We start from the raw sequence: 19,248 nt of genomic DNA on the forward strand, positions 1-19,248 counted from the left end.
TCTCAACGTACTTCCCTGAAAAGTCCTCGAACGCATTTGTGACGGCGAACTCAACCTCTTTGCCCAGAGCTTTGAAGTGTTCCTTGCCGCATGCGATCTTGGCTTTTTCAGTTGGGCGTAGCGCATCGGTGAATAAGGTGCTTTTGGTCTCAACAACAAAGTAAAGCTTCTCTTTGCCATCCACCTCAATCAATACAGCCCAGTCCGGGTTATAGGTGCCCAGAGGCGTGTCGATTTTGAACCAGTCCGGGAGCTTGGCGTATAGCTTGATGTCATCGCTTCGTTCAAAAGCAGTGGCGAACTCCAGCTCCACGTCGGAATCGTAGACCACATGGTCAAAGACTGACTTCTGGCTTTCAACCATGTTCTTCTGTAGATAGCCAAACAGCTCGTTATCGCTGAACAGTTCCTGAGCGTAAAAATGTTCATCCCCGATCTTGTGATACTTAATCCCGTCGACTACAAAGAGACGCATCTGGTGCTGGATGATGGTCGATACCTGCTCGATGAACTTCTGCGGGTTGTTTTTAAAGGACTCAAGGCGGCCACTGTCGTTGATAATCTTAACAATAGTCCGGCGGGTCAGGTTGGTTTCATTCTGGAGGTAAGTGATCAGATCCGGGAGCTCGAAAGATCGTGACTCGTAGACACTGGCTGTTTCCTGAACCTGCTCTGCGTGAACACCACCACGATCAATCTCGGCCTTGGCTTTTCGATAAATAAACCTGGCCTTGCCCACCTGCAGATTGCCTTTAATCTCTTCAGCGCATTTTGCGGCAAGTGTCTCTACATCAAAATCGACTCTAAAAGTGGTCTTGTATTTGATCCGGTCCCAAAGCTCTTTGAACTCCGGACTTAAAAATACGGATTTATTCAGCGACACCTTTTTCTTGTCGTCACGGTTCTTGATATTGAGATTGCCGGAAACTTTCTTCAGCACCGCAGCAATATGCGGGGCTTGTTCTTTGAATTCCTCCGGCAGCTCAAGCTCACCACTTTTTAGGGCAGTCTTTAAGGAGTCCTGCACCTTGCCTTTGGTATCAATGTAACCAGTGGTTTTCAGGTGATCCCAAAGCTTCTTGGAAGCATCGACTCCAAGGTGTTCATTGTTGTAGTCGTCAACCGGAACAACGATGTTGGCAAACAGGTGCTCTTCAACCACTCCGAATTTAATACCTTCTTCCTGCTCAATCTCTTTCTGGAGCTGTTCGGCAAATTTTTCATAGGATTCATTTGCCATGACGGTAAGCGTGTTGACCTCAAACCCGTGAACGCGCTCACCATCCTGATTGACACAGATTCGAAGACCACGGCCAATTTCCTGACGTTTTTTAATAACCGAATTGGTTTCGTTGAGGGTACAGATCTGGAAGACGTTGGGATTGTCCCAGCCTTCTTTCAGTGCGGAGTGTGAGAAAATAAACTTCAGCTTTGAGTCAAAGCTGAGGAGTTTCTCCTTCTCCTTCATGATCAGGTTATAGGCGCTCTCATCGGCCAGTGTTTTCCCGGATGCATCCTTGAGCCTTGCATTTCCCGATGCATCTTTCTTTTTATCAACGGCGAAATACCCGTTATGCACACCGGCAGCAACTGTATTCAGATCCGCCCCTTCAAAGAGGGTGCTGTATTTAGGTTTGCGGATTGCCCGGGCATACTCCTTTTCAAACATCAGAGCGAATTTGCCCTTTTGCGGATTGCCGTCTTCATCGTACCAGCGGTAGTTGGCTACCTTGTCGATGAAAAACAGGCTGAGGACCTTGATACCCTGGGGACGCAGACGCATCTCTTTATCCAGATGTTCTTCGATGGTCTTGCGGATCTGCAGGCACTTGTATTCGTCTGGGTCAACTTCGCCAATGGCCTGACCCAATTTTAAAATTTCCGGCTTACTGGTGAAGCTGATGTATTCGTTGCCTTTTTCGCAGTAGATATCCTCTATGATGTAACCATCGTAAATATCACGCCCACCACTTTTATCCAGCAAATCGTCACCGCTTTTCACCTTAATCTTTTTACGCTTCATCGAACCGTTTTTAAGGCGACTATCAATTTCAACTTGAGCGGTAATCGGGCTTTTTTTATTGTTGACGCTCAGGAGCTTAATGTAGGCCTTGTTGTGGCCGTCTTTGACTTCAACTCCGGCAACCTCGATCTGCTTTACCAATTTCTTCTCATAGGCATCGACGGAATCCAGCTTGTAGAGCATGTGATGCTTGTCCACATGAGTAGCCGAGTAACGCAGCGTGCAGAGCGGATTAAGTGAGCGAATAGCCTCTTTACTCTTTGAGGTCGTGTCAACACTCTGGGGTTCATCTACAATAACGATTGGGTTGGTTTCCTGAATGTATTCAATCGGCTTGGCCCCGGTCATACGGTCATGGGAACGGTGGATGATATTGGCCTTGTTTTCCTTTTCCGGATCACTGAAACTTTTTCTGAAGGCATCAATATTGATCACCATGACCTGAATATCAGGGCTGGTGGCAAAATTCCTCACATCGGAAAGCTTACTGGAGTCATAGACAAAATAGTCGAAACTGACATTCTCATAAAGCTCACGGAAATGGTCCACCGTGATTTGCAACGACTTATACACCCCTTCTTTAATGGCTATGGACGGAACAACAATGATGAATTTGGTGAAGCCGTAAAGCCGGTTCATTTCAAAGATAGAGCGCAGATAGACATAGGTTTTTCCGGTTCCGGTCTCCATCTCCACGGTAAAATCCATGGAATTCATTTTTTCGGAAGGAGCCAGCCCATTTTTCAACTGAATCTTGCGGATATTTTTGTGGATGTCCTCCGGCAGAAGTTTTAAGCGGTTACCGACACCCAGATTGTTTTCCATGCTGGGAATGACCTGCTGGGTGGTGTATTGCAGTGGAGCCACCGTAAAATTGGTCTGGCAAATTTCCTGCCCTTCAAATACCCCGGTGACTGATTCTATAGCCTGCTTCTGGAAATCCAGATTTGCGTCGAATTTAATTTTCACTTTGCACCTCTGTTTTAAGCACGGAAGACACAGAAGACACAGAAGGATTTTTTAACCACGAAAGGTTATCTATCAACATGCTCTGGTTCTTTGTTTTTATCTCTATTGCTCGCTTTTGAGTGGTATGTTCCAAAATGGAAACAACCACTTTCTCAGTGTATTCGTGTTTATTCGTGTTCATTCGTGGTGCCCTCCTTGATTCTGAACTTCCGAGGAATCCTCGTGAGTTGCTTCCCATTCTGCCTGGGCCTCTTCTAATTGTTTTTTGAGTGCTTCTTTGTCGGGAAGGTAAAGCTGATATTCAGATGCATAAATGTTGGCATTTTCAGGCAGGGTTAGCTCAACCAGTTCATCGCTTTTGGTCAGACAAAGTAAAATGCCGATGGTAGGTTTTTCGTCATCGGTTTTAACATAGCGGTCGAAGTAGTTGACATACATCTGCATCTGTCCGAGATCCTGGTGCTTCAGGTCGCCGACTTTCAGATCAATCACGACATAACAACGCAAGAGACGGTTGTAGAAAACCAGATCAACATAGAAATGGCGGTTATCAAAAGAGAACCGCTTTTGGCGAGATTCAAACAGGAAGCCTTTACCCAGCTCCAAAAGGAAATGCTCAATTTTATCAATCAATGCCGTTTCAAGATCATGCTCACTGTAGCTTTTTCGTTCTTCCAAGCCTGTAAATTCGAGAATGTATGGACTTTTAATGACATCATCTGCTTTTTCAACAAGTTGCCCATGAGTTGAAAGTTGTTTTACCTCGTTCTTGTCTCGGCTTAAGGCGAGACGCTCATACAGGGCAGAATTGATTTGCCTTTCCAGTTCACGGTATCCCCAACCGTTCTCAGCAGCCTCCAGCTCATAGAACTGCCGCTCATCCCGGTTTTTCACTGTCAGAAGCGTCACATAATGCGTCCAGCCGAGTACAAAGCGCTCACTCAATTTTGCAGTCATTGCCTGCAAAATGTCTGAATTGCCAATCAGCTGAAAACATTGGTCAGGCAGTGACTGACCAATGTTTGAAGATTCAACAGACGCTGCCTGTTGAATCTGAACCTGTTGAGATGATTTTGCAGGCAGTGCCTGCAAAATGTCTGAGTAGGTAACATGAAACTTCCTGAACGAAGCTAAATTACGCTCAGAGCACCCTTTAATGCTTAATTGAAAAGCCAACTCTTTAAGTAACTGTTTGCCGTATTCAGCCCGATCTGCACCATTTTGCTCAAACTCCACGATATACCAGCCAAACAGCCAGTTGCGGACAACTAACGCAATATCCACCGACTTTGCTGCCTGGGATTGCATGGCAGCCTGCGTCTGCTCAAACAGTCCAACTAAACCATCAAAACCCACTTTCGTGTGTTCCGTGGTTCCCTTCTTCTTTCGTGTCTTTTCGTGTTTTTCGTGGTTCATCTTACAAGCTCCTTACATCGATAATGCCAGCCTGTTTGAGAATCTGAACCGCATTGGTTTTGACCACGTCATCCTTGAAGCCGGAGTCCTTGAATACCACGCGCATGATTTCCGGATTGAGCTCATCCTTCAGCTTCGCAATGCCTTCGACCACCTCAAGGGAAATGGCATCCGATAGACAGATAATCAGTGCTCCCATACCGATATCGAATACCTTTTGACCGGCAATGGTGTGTTCAGTTATGGGCAACGTAAGATCCAGACCATACTTGAGCAGGACCTCGTAAAGGACATCTTCCTCACGACGGTCGGTTTTGATGTTGGAGATGAAGTCTTCGAGAGTGCGCTCCGTCATATCAAAGTCGACCTCCCATGGTTTGATATTGGTGGAGTCGAGCTTGAATACCTTGAAGCCAAGGTCACCTTGATATTCTGGGTTTTCTGCTTTGATCTTTGCGGCAGCCCGGCGGATGCGCTCTTTGCCAATCTCGGAGATGGTTTTGTAACCTGCTTTGTAGGCTTCTGATTTTTCATCACAAGCTTCAGGTAGTTGCACCATGATGAATTTGCGGTTGCCACTTTCTTCGGCGTTGAGCTTCATAGCAGCATGAGCAGTCACACTTGAGCCTGCAAAAAAATCTAAAATGACATCATTTCCATTGCATACTTGCGGAATTAATGTTGTAAGAAGTGAAAGTGGTTTAGAATAATCGAAAACATTGCCCCCCATCAATTCTTGAATATTCCGTGTTGCCTCTGTGTTTAATCCTACTCTATCCATCATTAAAGTAGAGAACGGGTTGTGTGTACTCTTTAGTTCATCTCTGAACCGTTTTTGCATTGGTCTTTTGGATGTATCCTTCGGGAACACAATTCGCCCCTCCTTGATCATCCGATCCATTGATTCTGGTATAAATGCCCAAACCCGATTAGGATTAAACGGATAAACATTTCCTGTTGCAGGATCAACTAAATCATAAGCCTGGTTGGGGCGCATTGAAGCATTCATTCCGACAGTTAGGTTATCCAAAATCCATGGGCCACGTGGATCATTGTCAGGATTTGAATATCGCTTAAAATCTTTTTGGAAGCCTTTAAAGTCTTTCAGATCTCCTTTTTGAAAGCAGATAACATAGTCATGGTCTGCAGATACATTGTTATCTGCCATTGCAGAGGAAACCCGTCTTTTCCAGACTAACTCTGCAACAAAATTTTCTTCCCCAAAAACCTCATCAGAGATTTTCCGAAGATTAGAAACTTCAGTATCATCAATAGATATAAAGATAACCCCATTATCCTTCAACAAATTCCTCGCCAGCTTCAGGCGAGGATACATCATGTTCAACCAGTCGGTATGATAGCGCCCACTGGTTTCGGGATTGTTTGAGAGGTTACGGCCTTCACCATCCACCTGACCGGTGATCTCTTTATAGTTTTTGATGTTGTCTTTGAAATTGTCCTTATAAACAAAGTCATGTCCAGTATTGTACGGCGGATCGATATAGATCATCTTCACTTTTTTGTGATAGCTCTTCTGCAGGAGCTTGAGCACTTCAAGGTTATCGCCTTCAATGAAAATATTCTGGGTGGTGTCCCAATCCACTGACTCGTCCTTGCAGGGGCGCAGGGCGCCTGTGCTTGGCGTCTGGGCGATCATTCGGGCTTTGCTTTTACCGTTCCATGTAAAGCTGTAGCGTTCGTCGCGGTCGTCCACAAATGTGCCGAGCACTTCCTTCAGGGCTTCAAAGTCCACCTTGCCTTCGGTGAAGGCTTCCGGAAACAGCTCCTTCAGCTTGCCAACATTTTCGGCTACGATGTCCATTGTTTTACCGTCCATTTTTTCCATGATTAAACCTCTCTTATTACAGGCTCGCAGCCAGTTGCCTGAGCTCTTGTTCAAATTTCTTGATTTGTGTATTCAGCTCCACCTGCCGGTTAAAAGCCGCTTTTTTCAGCTGCCCGCGCAGCTCCGATATTCTTGATTCAATTTCCCGGCACCGCGTCAACTGCTCCAGCCGATCTCCGGCCTTGCCGATGGTAAAACTTCCGGACAACACCGAACATTCGTATCCGGTAAAGCGATCCGTCCAGGCATTGTATAGAGTGCCATAGGTCTGAAGCGGCATATTGTCCCATGCAAGTGATGCGACAAATGCCGCTTCTCGGTCATTGAATGCCCCGCTGTGCATCCAGCCGGTGGTATAGAAACGCTCGGCAACATAAGCTCCTTGCTCGGTCTGACTGAAACGTTTAGGAGCGATGCTCAGGGCAAAAGATTTATTAACCACGGAAGACACAGAAGACACGGAATTAATACTTTCTTTTTCAGTGTATTCGGTGTGTTCTGTGGTTCCAACATAAAAACCAATCATCAGCGGGTAAGGAATTATTCGGTGGATAATTTCTGCGATTCGTTTGTGGCCTTTCTGGGAGTTCATTTCAACCTGTAGAACCGCCACCTCAAGGTATTCCCGTTCATTGTCCCTGTAGGGTAGAACAGGACAAGTTGATGGCTTCAGGGTGTATTCCCAATACACGTTTTTCACGTTTTCCCGAAACAGCTTTTTGTCGCTGGCGACAAGTTCACCACTTTCAAGAAACTGCTTTTTGGGAACCCGTTTACCCAGCAGGGCCGCCTCCGGAAAGGAGATGGCATTCCAGACGTAATCAATGGCTGCTTTTTTATTATCTGGCATCGTCAGCCTCCTCACCCAAAAGGATCAGGTAGCTGACCACTTCAAAATCATCCATACCCTTAAAGCTGTTTTTATTGATGACGGTGCCACCGGGAGAGAAAAGACTCTCCACGCCGCGCTCTTCAGCTGCGCCGGTCAGAGCCTGCACGGCTTTGGACAGCAGATTACGGTAGTGAGACATATCGGAACCTTTGCGTGTCAGGTTGGAAAGCCGGGTGGTGGCTTCACCCTCAACGGACTTTCCATGGATGCTCATCTTTTTTAGCAGGTCCAGAATCTTTTTTGTCTGAGTGAATTGCAAAAGAACTGAACCGTCGTTTGATACATAGACCAGATAGTAAGGCGACAAGGCATAGGTGGAGTCTGAAACGGTTTGAGCGCCTTCATTTTTAAGGCAAAAAATTACTCCCGGAGACAGGTCGTCTTTTAGGGTATCGTCAATGGTGGCAACAGCAAAAGCGCCCGGCGGAATCCGCTCCAGCAGATTCTCATGTTCTTTTATGTAGTCAGTGAGGTCCATGCGAAAGTCGTTCAGCGTGAGGTCGGTGATGGAGATGCCACCCTCGACATCATCAATATCGACCACTTCGTTCTGAAGTTTTTCGAGCTGTTTGCGGCGGTATTCGAGGTCATTCATCTTTCCGGAATCGGTAAACTCGATGACGTTCTCTTCACCGGTGGCCGAGATATCCAGCAGAACCATGCGGCCGGAAACACGGGCCTCAAGATTGATGTATTCATCCAGCTCCATGTTGGGCCAGAAGTTCACCAGTTGAATTTTGTCATTCTTTGAGCCCAGTCGATCAACACGTCCAAAACGCTGAATGATTCGAACCGGATTCCAGTGGATGTCATAGTTGATCAGGTAATCACAATCCTGCAGGTTTTGCCCCTCTGAAATACAGTCGGTGGCAATCAGCAGGTCAATCTCAGCTGTAAGAGAAGAATCGATCTTGTCACGTTCTTTTGATACCGGAGAGAAGGAGGTGATGATCGAGGCCAGGTCTTTGCGTATGCCGGGCATCTCGGTTTTATTTTCTCCGGAGCCGGTCACCAAGGCAGCATAGACACCCAACTCTTTGTTGGCCCATCCGGCTATGTTGTCATAGAGATACTTGGCCGTGTCTGCAAACGCCGTAAAAATAATGAGCTTCTTATTGTCCGGATTGATCGGGTTGGCAACTTTGTAACGAATGAGCTCCTTCAGTTTCCTGAGTTTTTCATCTTGCGGCGCTTTGACGGACTGTGAAGAGGCAATCAGTTTTTCCAGAATCTCCCGGTCTTCTTCAAGCTCTTGCTTCCAGCGGACCGTATCCATGTCCTGAATCAGGACTTTGACCTTCTTGCCGACAACAAAAGGAGAGAAGGCATCATCTTCAATTTCGATCTCTTCGATATCAAACTCTTCAACCGCTGCATTGTTGTCATGGTCTGCAATTTTCTGGATCAACCCTGTTACTTCACCGAGCAGTTTTTCCAGCGTCATGGTGAAGGAGTTGATTGAACTTTCCATTCGCTTGAACAGGTTAACCCGCATCAGATGAATCAAGCTCTGTTCACGGTCGACCTGTCTGAACACGGAACCGCCAGCAACCTTTCGGTCATACTTGCGGCTGTACTCTTCAGCCTTTTGCGGCAGGACATATTTCAGCGGAGCATAGGCGCTCAGATTAAGCAGCCGAATGTCTCTATTAATACTTTCAAGCGCCGGGAAGCGTCCCTCCGTATCAATGTCTGTCTTGATATTGACGGGCTTGAGCCTCTCCGGAAATTTTCCGATCTCCGTTACATCATAATACTTTTCGATATGCTTTCTGGATCGGGCAATGGTGAGAAGATCCAGCAATTTGAAATAGTCAAAATTCAAAGTCTCCAGCAGGGACTCCGTGGTTCTTTCTCGGTCGTCCAGATTCAGCCATGCATTGAAGCGCGTCTGAGCCATTTTCAAAGTCTGCTCTATACTGGTAATACCGTTGGTCTTCAATGCGTCGTCTTTTGCCTCAACGATAAAAGCGACTTGGTTTTTCAGGTCGTTCATCCGGTTGTTTACCGGGGTGGCTGATAGCATCAGCACTTTGGTTTTTACACCTGCTTTGATGATCTCATTCATCAGTTTGGAATATCGGGTCAGAGAATCATCCTTGCGAGCCGGGTTGTTTCTAAAGTTGTGCGACTCGTCGATAACGATCAAGTCGTAGTTCCCCCAGTTCAGGGTCTCTAAATTGATCTCCCCTGACATGCCGCGCACACGGGTCAAGTCCGTGTGATTGAGGACATCAAAGTTAAACCTGTCGGAAGCGAGAATGTTTCGTTTGTCGTTAACGGTGTATAAGGTCCAGTTTTCCCGGAGCTTTTTGGGGCATAAGACCAGCACTCTATCGTTGCGGAGTTCATAGTATTTGATTACCGCCAGCGCTTCAAAGGTCTTACCCAGTCCCACGCTGTCTGCAATGATGCAGCCATTGTAACGCTCTATTTTATCGATGGCTCCAAGAACGCCATCCCGCTGAAATTTGTAAAGCTTTTGCCAGACTTGAGTGCTTTTAATTCCGGTCTGGGTCTTGATGATTTTGTCTTCATCCAACTCGCCGATAAAATCCCTGAAGATATTGAATAGAGTCAGGAAGTAGATTTGCTGGGGAGTTTTATCGGTATAAATGAGCGAAAGTGCTTCCTGCAGGATCGCTTCAAAATCATTGCTGTTTTTACCTGAGGCCCACAGCTCATCAAACCATTTGATGAGTGAATGCGCCTCATCAGAACTGCGAAAGCAGGTGTTCATGTGGTGGGATTCAGATGGAACGATACCCAGACCGTCAGTGGTAAAGGATGAACTGCCCACAATGGCAAGGTGTTCATCGCTACCGGCATGAGATAAATGAATAAGGTTCTGGTGGACCGATGATGGCAACTCGCGGACTTCGCATTTTTGTTTCAGCCACTGGGCGCACTCTCGTGCAACCCGAGTAACATCAAGCCGATTGCGCAGACGACGATCCAAGTGATTCCCGGAAAGGTTTTTCAGAAACCCCTCTTTGTCGCTATAACACGGAACAAGCAGCTTAAACTTGGAAACCTTTGAAAGCTCCCTTTTAAGCTCGTCATAGGCGTAAAGAGAAAACAGAGCGGAAACCACAGAAAGAGTGCATCCACCTGCGATATTTTCTTTGAGCTCGGAAACAACATTTCCCAGAGATTTGTTATCAAGTATTGATGTTTTCTTCTGCGCTTTCAATTTAATCCTTACCAAAGTAAAACTTCTTCAGCCCGCCATGGACGGCGGGCTTCTTGGGGCGCGGGGATTTTAAGATCTTCCACTTTTCCATTCTATCTTCTTCTTTCTGTATTGGTGCGGTATTGCCTATAACGTTTCGCGGCTATATGAAGTTTTTGCGGAACGCAGTGGAGCAAAAATTTGGGTGAAGCGAAGCGGAACCATATAGCCGCTGTTGTATGACGTGCTTGGGAGGCGGTTTTCATGGCTACTACTTCTATATACATGTGCATCCTTAATTCCTCTTAAAAACTTGCCCATTTCTTTCAGCTGGAGCACAGGACGTGCGGCAGCTGACATTTTTAATCAACATATTTTCCAGTCGCTTTTTTAATTTATCTATATCTCTCAATTCACACTCCCAAACGACTAAATAATTAATACCCATTTTTTCAATTTGGCTTTTAACATTATTATCGCGGTTTATATTTTTCTTAAATTTTAAATCCCAGAACTCTATATTTGATTTTGGTGTATAGGCGTATTTGCACCCTTGATGTCTATGCCAAAAACAACCATGTACAAATATTGCAGTGTTGTATTTGCGAAGAAAAATATCTGGTTTTCCAAGAATATCAATCGGATTAATTCTATATCGGTACCCCATTTTATGAAGAACTGTTCGAACTTCTTTTTCTATTTTTGTATTTTTAGATCTTATTCTGGACATATTCCAGCTTCGCTTTTCAGGAGTTAAACTATCCATTCAAAGCTCTCCAGATAGGATTTGAAGTAGATCCTCTGGACTCAAGGCTGGTTTACGACGGTGTAGCATTGCGTGGCAATTAGGACAGACCGGAAGAAGATCTTTTCCAGGATCGAGAGAATAACTTCCACCCATTTGAGAAACTGGGACAATATGATGGACGTGAATAAAACCTTCGCCCAGCTCACCGTATTTAGCACCAAAATCGAAATCACAAATCCTGCAGGCCGTTCCATGAATTTCAATACAAGCAGCCCGGTTGATTCGGCTCCTTTCATATTGTTTAACCAACTTGAGCAGCGCTGCACCTTCGCTTTCACCTTCAATTGCAGATTCATTAATTTCTTCAAGTGGGAGAAGTGCAAGTGCAAGACCCAAAAAACCAGTTGCCCACGGAAAGGTAGCATCAAAGTCATACCCCGATGTCTTCTCCACAACAACTCCAACCTTCTTCATTGAGATTCGAATGGTTCCCCAGTCGTGTGGCCAAGAAGATGGCTTAGATGCATCAACATGCACAGAATCTAGTTTTAAAGTAACTTGAGCCCCTTTTGACTTAAGACTGTCTGAAAATACCGCGAAAGCAGCTTGTTGTGAAGGTGTTGCGGTTTTCATCCCGAGGATGAGTCCGGATGCATAATTCCCTGGAATAAAAGCTGCCGACACAGTTCTCCAGCCAAGGTGAAGCTCGACACGAAATGATATGGTGCGCTCAATCCCACATGGGCCGATAATAATTTTTTGCCCGTTATTCTCCACAGTTGCACTTGCTTCTACTTCCAGACCAAATCGCTCTGTTAGAGCACGGGACAGATGTGCCGTATCAATCATAATTATCAATCTTCCAGATCAGGTTCAGGAAGATCCTCAACCAGTTTTCTTAACAGGCGCGATACTTCGAAGCGCAATTCCTCAAAATGGTTTTTCGTGGCTTCGTTGATTGTTCCAAGCTCTGCTTCGACCAAAGCCCAAAGCAGGGAGTCCATTCCTTGAATAGTCACATCAGATGCCAAGTTGGGAACATAGACCTTGTGGTAATAGGGATGGCCGGTGTTTACCCTTACTGCATGATGGCCGTCAATAATTGCCGGAGCCCACAGGATTCCGTCGTCAATACTATCTGCCGGTTGCACACAAACCTGCCTGGGAGCCGTGGATTCGCTCACTTTTAATTTCAGGCGGACTGTGCCGGATTTGTTCTTAACTTCCACATCACCGGCAGCAGAATCGACAACAGTGACTTCTGCGTTACGTAGATCTTGCTCTTTGCTTGAAATGGAGCGATTAGAGCCTTCATGGGCGTCTTTGGCTTCATCGCTAACTTTCTTGCGCTGCCCACGTCTGTAACGCTCGTTGGCCGCATTTCTCGGTGCTGGAAGAAACTCGTTCAGAACCCAGTTATACAATTCTTCATTCAACAAAATCCGGGATTTTTTTATATCAACTTGGAATGCTTCATCTGACTCGTGGGTAAACGAGAACTCAACTCTGAGAAGCGACAAGTGAGGTTCTTTTGTAAACATGCCCAGCCAATCTGCAGGATGAATAAGGCGGTTTTCCCGATAGATATAAATGCCCTGCATGTTATTTGTAAGGCGTGCACGTTTAGCTGCTTCCTGAGATGAGAAGTATTCCCGTCGCGGGAGGACAAAAGCACGGATAGAGAATTCAACCGGACTGCCGTCAGGAAGTTCGGCTTCGAGCTTTTTTTCTGCAACAAGCTCGGTATCACCTTCATCCTCGCAAAATGGGTCCCAAGGAGCAACTGTCTGTCCATTCAGAATTATTTTGATATTTCGCGAACGTTCATCAGTAACATTCAGGAAACGTTGATAAACCATGGCTGCATGATCTCTGAATCCGGTCACAACCCTGTCCAATGCATTACGAGCATGCTTGCCACCCGGCTCAGAGTAGTTTTTCATCATCCGGTCGACTTTGTCCCACATGACAAGTGTGCCTGATGAACTTGGGGCAACTTCGTTAAGCAGATCCTCTTCAAATTCTATAGGAACATCAAGAAGGAGTTCCCATTCTGAAGCATTGACCACATGATCAAGATCCCATGTTGCCTTCACCAAACTGTTTTCACCTGAACTGCGTGTGATAACCGAGAGCCTTCGGCAAAATGCGGTGGATGCTGTCTTCAGGCCAAGACCGAATTTTCCCAAGCGCTTCGGATCAACAAGTCCCTGCGCCCCATATGTCATTCCGTTTAAGAGAGCCTGCTCATCCATCCCGCAGCCATCGTCGGCAACAGAAACAAGAATATCTCCATCGGGGTCCATGTTGATCCTGATATCGATTTTTGTTGCACCGGCGTCAACAGAGTTGTCCACAATATCAGCAAGCGCAGTGTTGAAGTCATATCCGGTATCCCTAAGTCCTTCTATAAGGCGAGCCGGATTTGGAGGCAGTGTTTGTTTTCGCGACATATTCTTCTCCCGTTCTATATTTTAACAACTTTCCATGAATTACTGAGCTTCAGCGGACCAGAGCCAATTTTTTTAACTCCGTCTTTCTGATATTTCACCGAGTAAAAGCCATTTACATCCCTAGACAGAGTGAGTGTATCCCCCGACTTAAGATTGTATGCACTCATATACCTAGTCATGCCGGTCAGACGATATTCGTTCCGGGTACCACCAAAAAACTTGTTGTTATAGTAGATGAAGGAGAATGACCACTGTTCACCCATGTGATCATGGAAGGCAATAAGGAACCTTGGATTCTTCTCCTCATTATTCAGTTCAGGAAAAAAGGACAGGATCTCTGGCTTTTTAGGGATGAGAATGCCAGCCTGATGACCACCTGTTTCACCTGTATCATTGCGACTCAGCATTTTTTCAATAGCATTTGTTCTTGTTATCATTGGACTCTCCATTCAGAATATCCTGATGGGGCAACTTCAGAGGGACGTTGCGTGTCTGGAAAACTTGAGTTGATCACTGTTTCACTCCTTTCGGCGTATTGATTGGTGATAGCTGAAGTGCCCTTGCAATATCTGCGGTTTCCACCTCCGGAGCTTCGGTACCGACTACAGCTACCTCCGCAAGTTGGCGTTTCCGATCCAGACGATCGTTAATGACTTCTTCCACTGTATCTGGATAGAAAAGACGGTGGACAGTAACAGGCAGGATTTGGCCCCGCCGAAAAGCACGTGCAGTTGCTTGGTCCTCGACTGCCGGATTCCATTCAAGTGTATAGTGAATCACATGGTTGGCAGCAGTTATGTTCAGCCCTGTTCCCGCAGCCCTTGGATTCAAAATCAGCACAGCAGAACCGGCAACAGCAGAAAATGTATCGACCACTTCCTGCCTTTCTACTACAGGTGTTCTTCCATCAATTTGCCAAGATGGAATGGAGAAGCGCATTGGCAACTCACTGGTCAACAGATCAGACATGGCAATGAACGAAGTAAAGATGATAGCCTTTTCTTTGTTTAGAACTATTTCTTCAAGGATTTCGAGCAAACGACAGAATTTCGAGCTCTGCATTGGAGATATGTGTGCATCATTCGTTTCATCCTCCAAGAGAATCGGATGAGTGCAGAACTGACGCAGGCGCAACAGGGAGATCAGAGTGGCAGACTTTCCATATTCGTCAGCGACCTGTTGTCTTATGAGATCGTATTGCCCTATCTCGGCGTCACTCATATTGACCGGCTGCGGTATAATGATCTTCTCTGGAAGATCAGTGGCCACATCAGCAACTCTGCGTCGGAGCATGAGTGGGGAGACGACGGTTTCAAGCTTCTCCGCGCTTTGATAGTCATCACCATAGATGTGGTCAAATGCCTCGCGGGAACCTAACAGGCCCGGGCAGGAGAAGTCCATGATGGACCAGAGATCCGCCAGTTTGTTCTCAACGGGAGTCCCTGTAACAGCAATAGCGACCCGTCTTTTCAGTCCCTTGGCAGCTATAGCCCGGCGTGTTTCTGGGTTTTTGATCGCTTGGGCTTCATCCAAAACGACAAATCCCCACTCTATCATGCCAAATAGTCCCTGGTCCCTGACAGCTGTGTCGTATGAACACACAACAATATCATACTTCTTCAGTTGTGAAGGGAAGCCGGTACGTTCGTTGCCTGAATGGACATAAACCGTCATTCCGGGAGAGAATCGAGCAAACTCCCTTCGCCAGTTTTCAAGAAGCGTGGCCGGAGCAATAATCAGTGCAGGTTGATTCCAGTCAACCTTGAAATAACTCAGAACAGCAATGACCTGAAGAGTTTTACCCAAGCCCATTTCATCAGCCAGAACACATCCAAGCCCTTCTTCAGAAATACTCTTTAGCCAGGAAAAACCATTTTTCTGGTAGGGGTACAAGTCGGCCTGGAAGCCGTTACATGAAAGGAGCTCAAGTGCCTGATCGCATCCACCATCGGATATTCTGCAGTCATTTGGAAGTTCTGATGCAGTTTCAACAGAAACCAATGATGAATCCATCTTCGTGAGTTCCAGAGCCTGCCTAAGAGTAACTGGTCCTGAACCATCGGCCTTGATTTCATTCAGGATTGAGCGGATGTCTTGAATGTTTTCAGGAATAAGTGGATACCAGCTGTTGGTGCCAACGATGATCTGGTCTGAGTAAGGAACCTGTTCAATGGAAAAGGAACGGCCACTTGAAGAAGCACACAGTTCCACTGCCGGCCGCTGCAACGGGCTGGTCGGCATCAGGAGCTTTATTCTCAATTCACATGGGAAACGGTTAAAGCGAAGAACAGGCAAGTGATCTGACGGTTTTGCATCCACCACCACACCGGCAGCCCTCTGATACCCCTTGAATTCAACACGTACAATGTCTGCGGCGCTAACAGAATACTGTTTTTTCGTAAGCTGTATGGCCACGACTCCATCTGAAAGCACCCAGGTTTTGAAGAAATCTTCTGTGTGTTCCCGCAGATCCCCCATGATCAGCCTCTTTCTTTAAATATTTTGGCTATTTCTTTAGCTGCAGAGCGGATGGCCGGAACAACTACGCTATTGCCGATCTGTTTGTACGCCTGGGTCTTGGAGACCGGGAACACAAAGTGTTCAGGATCATATCCTTGGAGCTGCATTGCTTCTTCCACAGATAGTCGTCTTGGGCGGTCGCCCTTTTGAGCAATCAGAATCTCAGCCCCATCCTTATGGTACCTAGCGGAGATTGTCCTGGTAACAGTATCATCGGCGATTGGAAAGCGATGAATACCATAGCCAAATCCATTTCCTTTAGCGGCGTGGTTTGCTTTGTGACGCTCTAGGGTATCCCATGTGCCCGGACCGAGAGTGTATCCAGCAAGTTTTTTGTGAATAATCGAAGGTAGGGTCGGATAGCTGTATTCAGCTCCAGGTGCTATAGGAATGACAATCTCCTCCTTCTCTATCTTTATCTGTTTGGGGTCATATCCAACAATGAAGATTCTTTCGCGGTGTTGTGGGACCCAATTTGCTCCGTCAACCACTTTCCAGTTGATTACATACCCAAGGTTTTCTTCCAGCGCATGCCGGATTACTTCAAATGTTTCACCTTTGTTATGTGAGAGCAGGTTCTTCACGTTTTCTAGGATAAATGCCTTCGGTCGTTTGATACGAAGAATCTCTTTAATTTCAAAGAACAGCGTTCCTTGGGTTTCATCCTCAAATCCATGCTTACGTCCAAGCGAGTTCTTCTTCGAAACACCTGCCAGAGAAAACGGCTGACAGGGAAAACCGGCACAAAGCACATCGTGATCAGGGATATCTGATTTATTTATTTTTCGAATGTCACCGTATGGAGTTTCGCCATAATTAGCTTCATAAGTCTTTTTTGCGTATTTATCCCATTCACTCGTGAACACACATTTACCACCTACACTTTGAAACGCTTGCCGAAAACCACCTATACCGGCAAAGAGATCAATAAATGTAAAATTCCATTTTTCAGGCGGTGGATAAGGAAGATCATCCCAGACAATGGGCAATTTAAGTTGGTAAGGTTCTTCATCTTCCGCTACTGATAATTTGGATTTGAATTTATTGGGAGCACTATAACCATCAATTAGCTCTGAAATAACAATCTGTTTATGATATTTATTAAAAAGAGGTGGTAATTTCTCAGGGTTTTGCAACCAATGCGTTAAGGCCGCTCTTAATTCTTTGTCTTCCGCGAACTCTTCTAGTGCAGTTATTGACTTTTCAATTGCAAGGCTATGCTTCATTTTTGTTTATTTCCTTTTATCTGCTCAACATGGACGTTGGGCATTCTTAATGGGCAAGTTTTTTTCTTCATTCTCTTCGCACATGTTTCTTTCATGGTAGCTGGTAGCCTCCCAAGCATTTCATACAACGTCCTAGTAGATAGCACCACCATGGTAGTGTTATTTTTCCTTTATCCTTATATTACAAGGTATATGATACCCACCAAAATCTGTGGTTATCATACACCACGGTGTATGATAACTCCATATATGGAAGGTATTGTACACTTCTGTTATTATCATAAAAATCCCATCCAACGCATTTTGTCTTTTGTGTGATCGTAACACGCAACTCCCTTGTTTTGCATGTATTCTTTCATTTTCAAGTAAAATCAATATACATTTGTTCACACACCAGGGGGATTTTCTCAAAATTTTATTCACATCAATACAAAACATCTATTTCAAAGGGCTGCCGGAGTGCCTGTGTTGCGACGAGAGGGGGTCAGAGCGTAACATGATGCTCTCGTGTATCCACGAGGCGGAGTCTGAAGGATCTGCCCATAGAAAATGGAAGAGATTGTGCGGTGCGGATGACTTCTGTATCGGGGGCACCACAGAGAGACAAAACTCCACAGCATGTGTCATAGGATCATGCCCCCCTGTGTTGCCCCAAAAAAAGCATGGGAGTTTTTTTCTTCCGGCAGGGCTGTTTTTTCACCAATTCTATACTATATTATGATATACATCTTTCCCGAAAGGGGAGTAGGGGGATACCGTACGGCAGGTTGCAAGGGGTATTATGATTAAGAAAAACTTTCTACAAAATAAAACCTATGCCCGGTTTTTGGCCATTGCGGGTATCCTTATGGCCGTGATTTCCACGGTGCATTTTTTTGTCCATCCACTGGAAATAATTCCCGGTGTAACACCCCTTGAGATAGAATCCTATGCCGATAGTGACGACTATGCAGAGGGGAGCTCTGCAGTGCTGGATATACAGAAAAACCCGGGATATCTTGGAATGCTCTATCGCATCGGTGAAGAGCGCCAGTTTCCCTATGCGGGTATTGCCCTGAGTAGGCCCGATACCTCTTTCTGGGACCTTACCCGATATGATCGGGTGCGCATACATGTGAATCCGGAGATGAGCGCCCCCTTTACCCTTCTTTGTGCTACCATGGTGGAGGGGTTTTCCACTTCCGATGCAGCCTTGACATGGCGGCTTTTTCAGGAGGATATCAGCGATGTTTCCGTAGAAATTGATCTTTCCCTTTCAGATCTGCGGACCCCCGTATGGTGGTTTCAGGAAAACCGCATCCCCCAAAACAGAAATCGTGAAAGCCTTGGACGGGTACGACAGATCCGTTTTCAAAGTCATCCACAGACTCCCCGCAATGCTCCCATGCGCCTGCACATAGAAAAGATCCGTTTTTACCGATCCTTTCATGGATATCTTCTCTGGTGGGGGGTATCGGCACTCCTTATTCTCCCCCTGCTTGTTTCCCGCCACAGAAAAAAAAGCGTGCTCTCCTATACCCCCCTGGATGTGTCTTCTCAGCTGGCGGAGGACCTGGGTATTATCGAAGAATATCTGGGACGGGAGTATTCCCGCCTTGACATGTCTTTACAGAGGGCTATCGGGGAAACGGGGCTTTCTGAAAAAAGGATTCGCACGGTACTGCAAAAGGGGCGGGGCATGGGTTTTAAGGAGTATCTTGACACCCTTCGCATAGAGGAAGCGGCGCGTTTGCTCCGTGAGACTGACCGGCAGATCAATGAAATAGCCCTCTATACGGGATATCGCCATCCCACCACCTTTACAAAAATATTTCGTCGCTTCCATGGGTGTTCCCCCCGGGAGTATCGGCAAAAAAACTCATCCTGAGGTCTGCTTTTTTTCCCGGGAATATTTGCATTTTTATACAAAAGCTGCTGTCTTCAGAAAAAAACATGCCTGTGCCGTTTTTTCAGTATTGGAAGGATTTATTGTGCCATGCCGGT

13 protein-coding genes are annotated in these 19,248 nt (G+C 46.0%); 1 reads left to right on the plus strand and 12 read right to left on the minus strand.

Features of this window, described 5'->3' with window-relative positions:
- From CALK_RS00985 to dcm, 12 genes are all read right to left on the minus strand, one after another.
- On the minus strand, positions 1 to 2,992 hold a 2,992-nt coding region (locus tag CALK_RS00985), incomplete at its 3' end, for a type III restriction-modification system endonuclease (RefSeq protein WP_034636153.1).
- Complete coding sequence (locus tag CALK_RS00990) at positions 2,982 to 3,173, minus strand: hypothetical protein (protein ID WP_034636154.1); 192 nt, start codon at positions 3,171 to 3,173, stop codon at positions 2,982 to 2,984. The genes CALK_RS00985 and CALK_RS00990, both read right to left, overlap by 11 nt.
- Complete coding sequence (locus CALK_RS00995; protein WP_022635769.1) at positions 3,170 to 4,408, minus strand: PDDEXK nuclease domain-containing protein; 1,239 nt, start codon at positions 4,406 to 4,408, stop codon at positions 3,170 to 3,172. Before CALK_RS00995 ends, CALK_RS00990 begins: the two co-directional genes overlap by 4 nt.
- A gap of 1 nt (position 4,409) precedes the next feature.
- Positions 4,410 to 6,254 (minus strand): site-specific DNA-methyltransferase, encoded by a 1,845-nt coding sequence (locus tag CALK_RS01000; protein ID WP_022635770.1) that lies wholly within the window; start codon positions 6,252 to 6,254, stop codon positions 4,410 to 4,412.
- A gap of 16 nt (positions 6,255 to 6,270) precedes the next feature.
- Positions 6,271 to 7,104 carry a DUF4391 domain-containing protein gene (locus CALK_RS01005; protein WP_022635771.1) on the minus strand — a complete coding sequence of 278 codons (834 nt, stop codon included), beginning with the start codon at positions 7,102 to 7,104 and terminating at the stop codon, positions 6,271 to 6,273.
- Entirely contained in the window at positions 7,094 to 10,339 is a 3,246-nt protein-coding gene (locus CALK_RS01010) for a helicase-related protein (RefSeq protein WP_022635772.1), read from the minus strand. The genes CALK_RS01005 and CALK_RS01010 overlap by 11 nt, the downstream gene beginning before the upstream one ends.
- 274 nt (positions 10,340 to 10,613) lie before the next feature.
- The gene (locus tag CALK_RS01020) at positions 10,614 to 11,084 is read right to left on the minus strand and encodes a very short patch repair endonuclease (protein ID WP_022635773.1); all 471 of its coding nucleotides are present in this window, start codon (positions 11,082 to 11,084) and stop codon (positions 10,614 to 10,616) included.
- Positions 11,085 to 11,915, minus strand: coding sequence for an HNH endonuclease (locus CALK_RS11840; protein WP_022635774.1), 831 nt, complete (start codon positions 11,913 to 11,915; stop codon positions 11,085 to 11,087).
- A gap of 5 nt (positions 11,916 to 11,920) precedes the next feature.
- Positions 11,921 to 13,519: an ATP-binding protein gene (locus CALK_RS01030; RefSeq protein ID WP_022635775.1), complete on the minus strand. Its 1,599-nt coding sequence runs from the start codon at positions 13,517 to 13,519 to the stop codon at positions 11,921 to 11,923.
- Positions 13,520 to 13,533: 14 nt separating this feature from the next.
- A complete protein-coding gene (locus tag CALK_RS01035) occupies positions 13,534 to 13,956 on the minus strand; it encodes an EcoRII N-terminal effector-binding domain-containing protein (protein WP_022635776.1) in 423 nt (140 codons plus the stop codon).
- 73 nt (positions 13,957 to 14,029) lie between these two features.
- The gene (locus CALK_RS01040; RefSeq protein WP_022635777.1) at positions 14,030 to 15,997 is read right to left on the minus strand and encodes a DEAD/DEAH box helicase; all 1,968 of its coding nucleotides are present in this window, start codon (positions 15,995 to 15,997) and stop codon (positions 14,030 to 14,032) included.
- A 2-nt stretch (positions 15,998 to 15,999) separates the two neighbouring features.
- Entirely contained in the window at positions 16,000 to 17,265 is a 1,266-nt protein-coding gene (gene dcm, locus CALK_RS01045) for a DNA (cytosine-5-)-methyltransferase (protein ID WP_022635778.1), read from the minus strand.
- 781 nt (positions 17,266 to 18,046) lie between these two features.
- Between dcm and CALK_RS01050 the strand changes: the two genes are divergently transcribed.
- Positions 18,047 to 19,132 (plus strand): helix-turn-helix domain-containing protein, encoded by a 1,086-nt coding sequence (locus CALK_RS01050; RefSeq protein WP_022635779.1) that lies wholly within the window; start codon positions 18,047 to 18,049, stop codon positions 19,130 to 19,132.
- The last annotated feature ends 116 nt before the right edge of the window (positions 19,133 to 19,248 follow it).

This window comes from Chitinivibrio alkaliphilus ACht1, assembly GCF_000474745.1.
Taxonomy (GTDB): domain Bacteria; phylum Fibrobacterota; class Chitinivibrionia; order Chitinivibrionales; family Chitinivibrionaceae; genus Chitinivibrio; species Chitinivibrio alkaliphilus.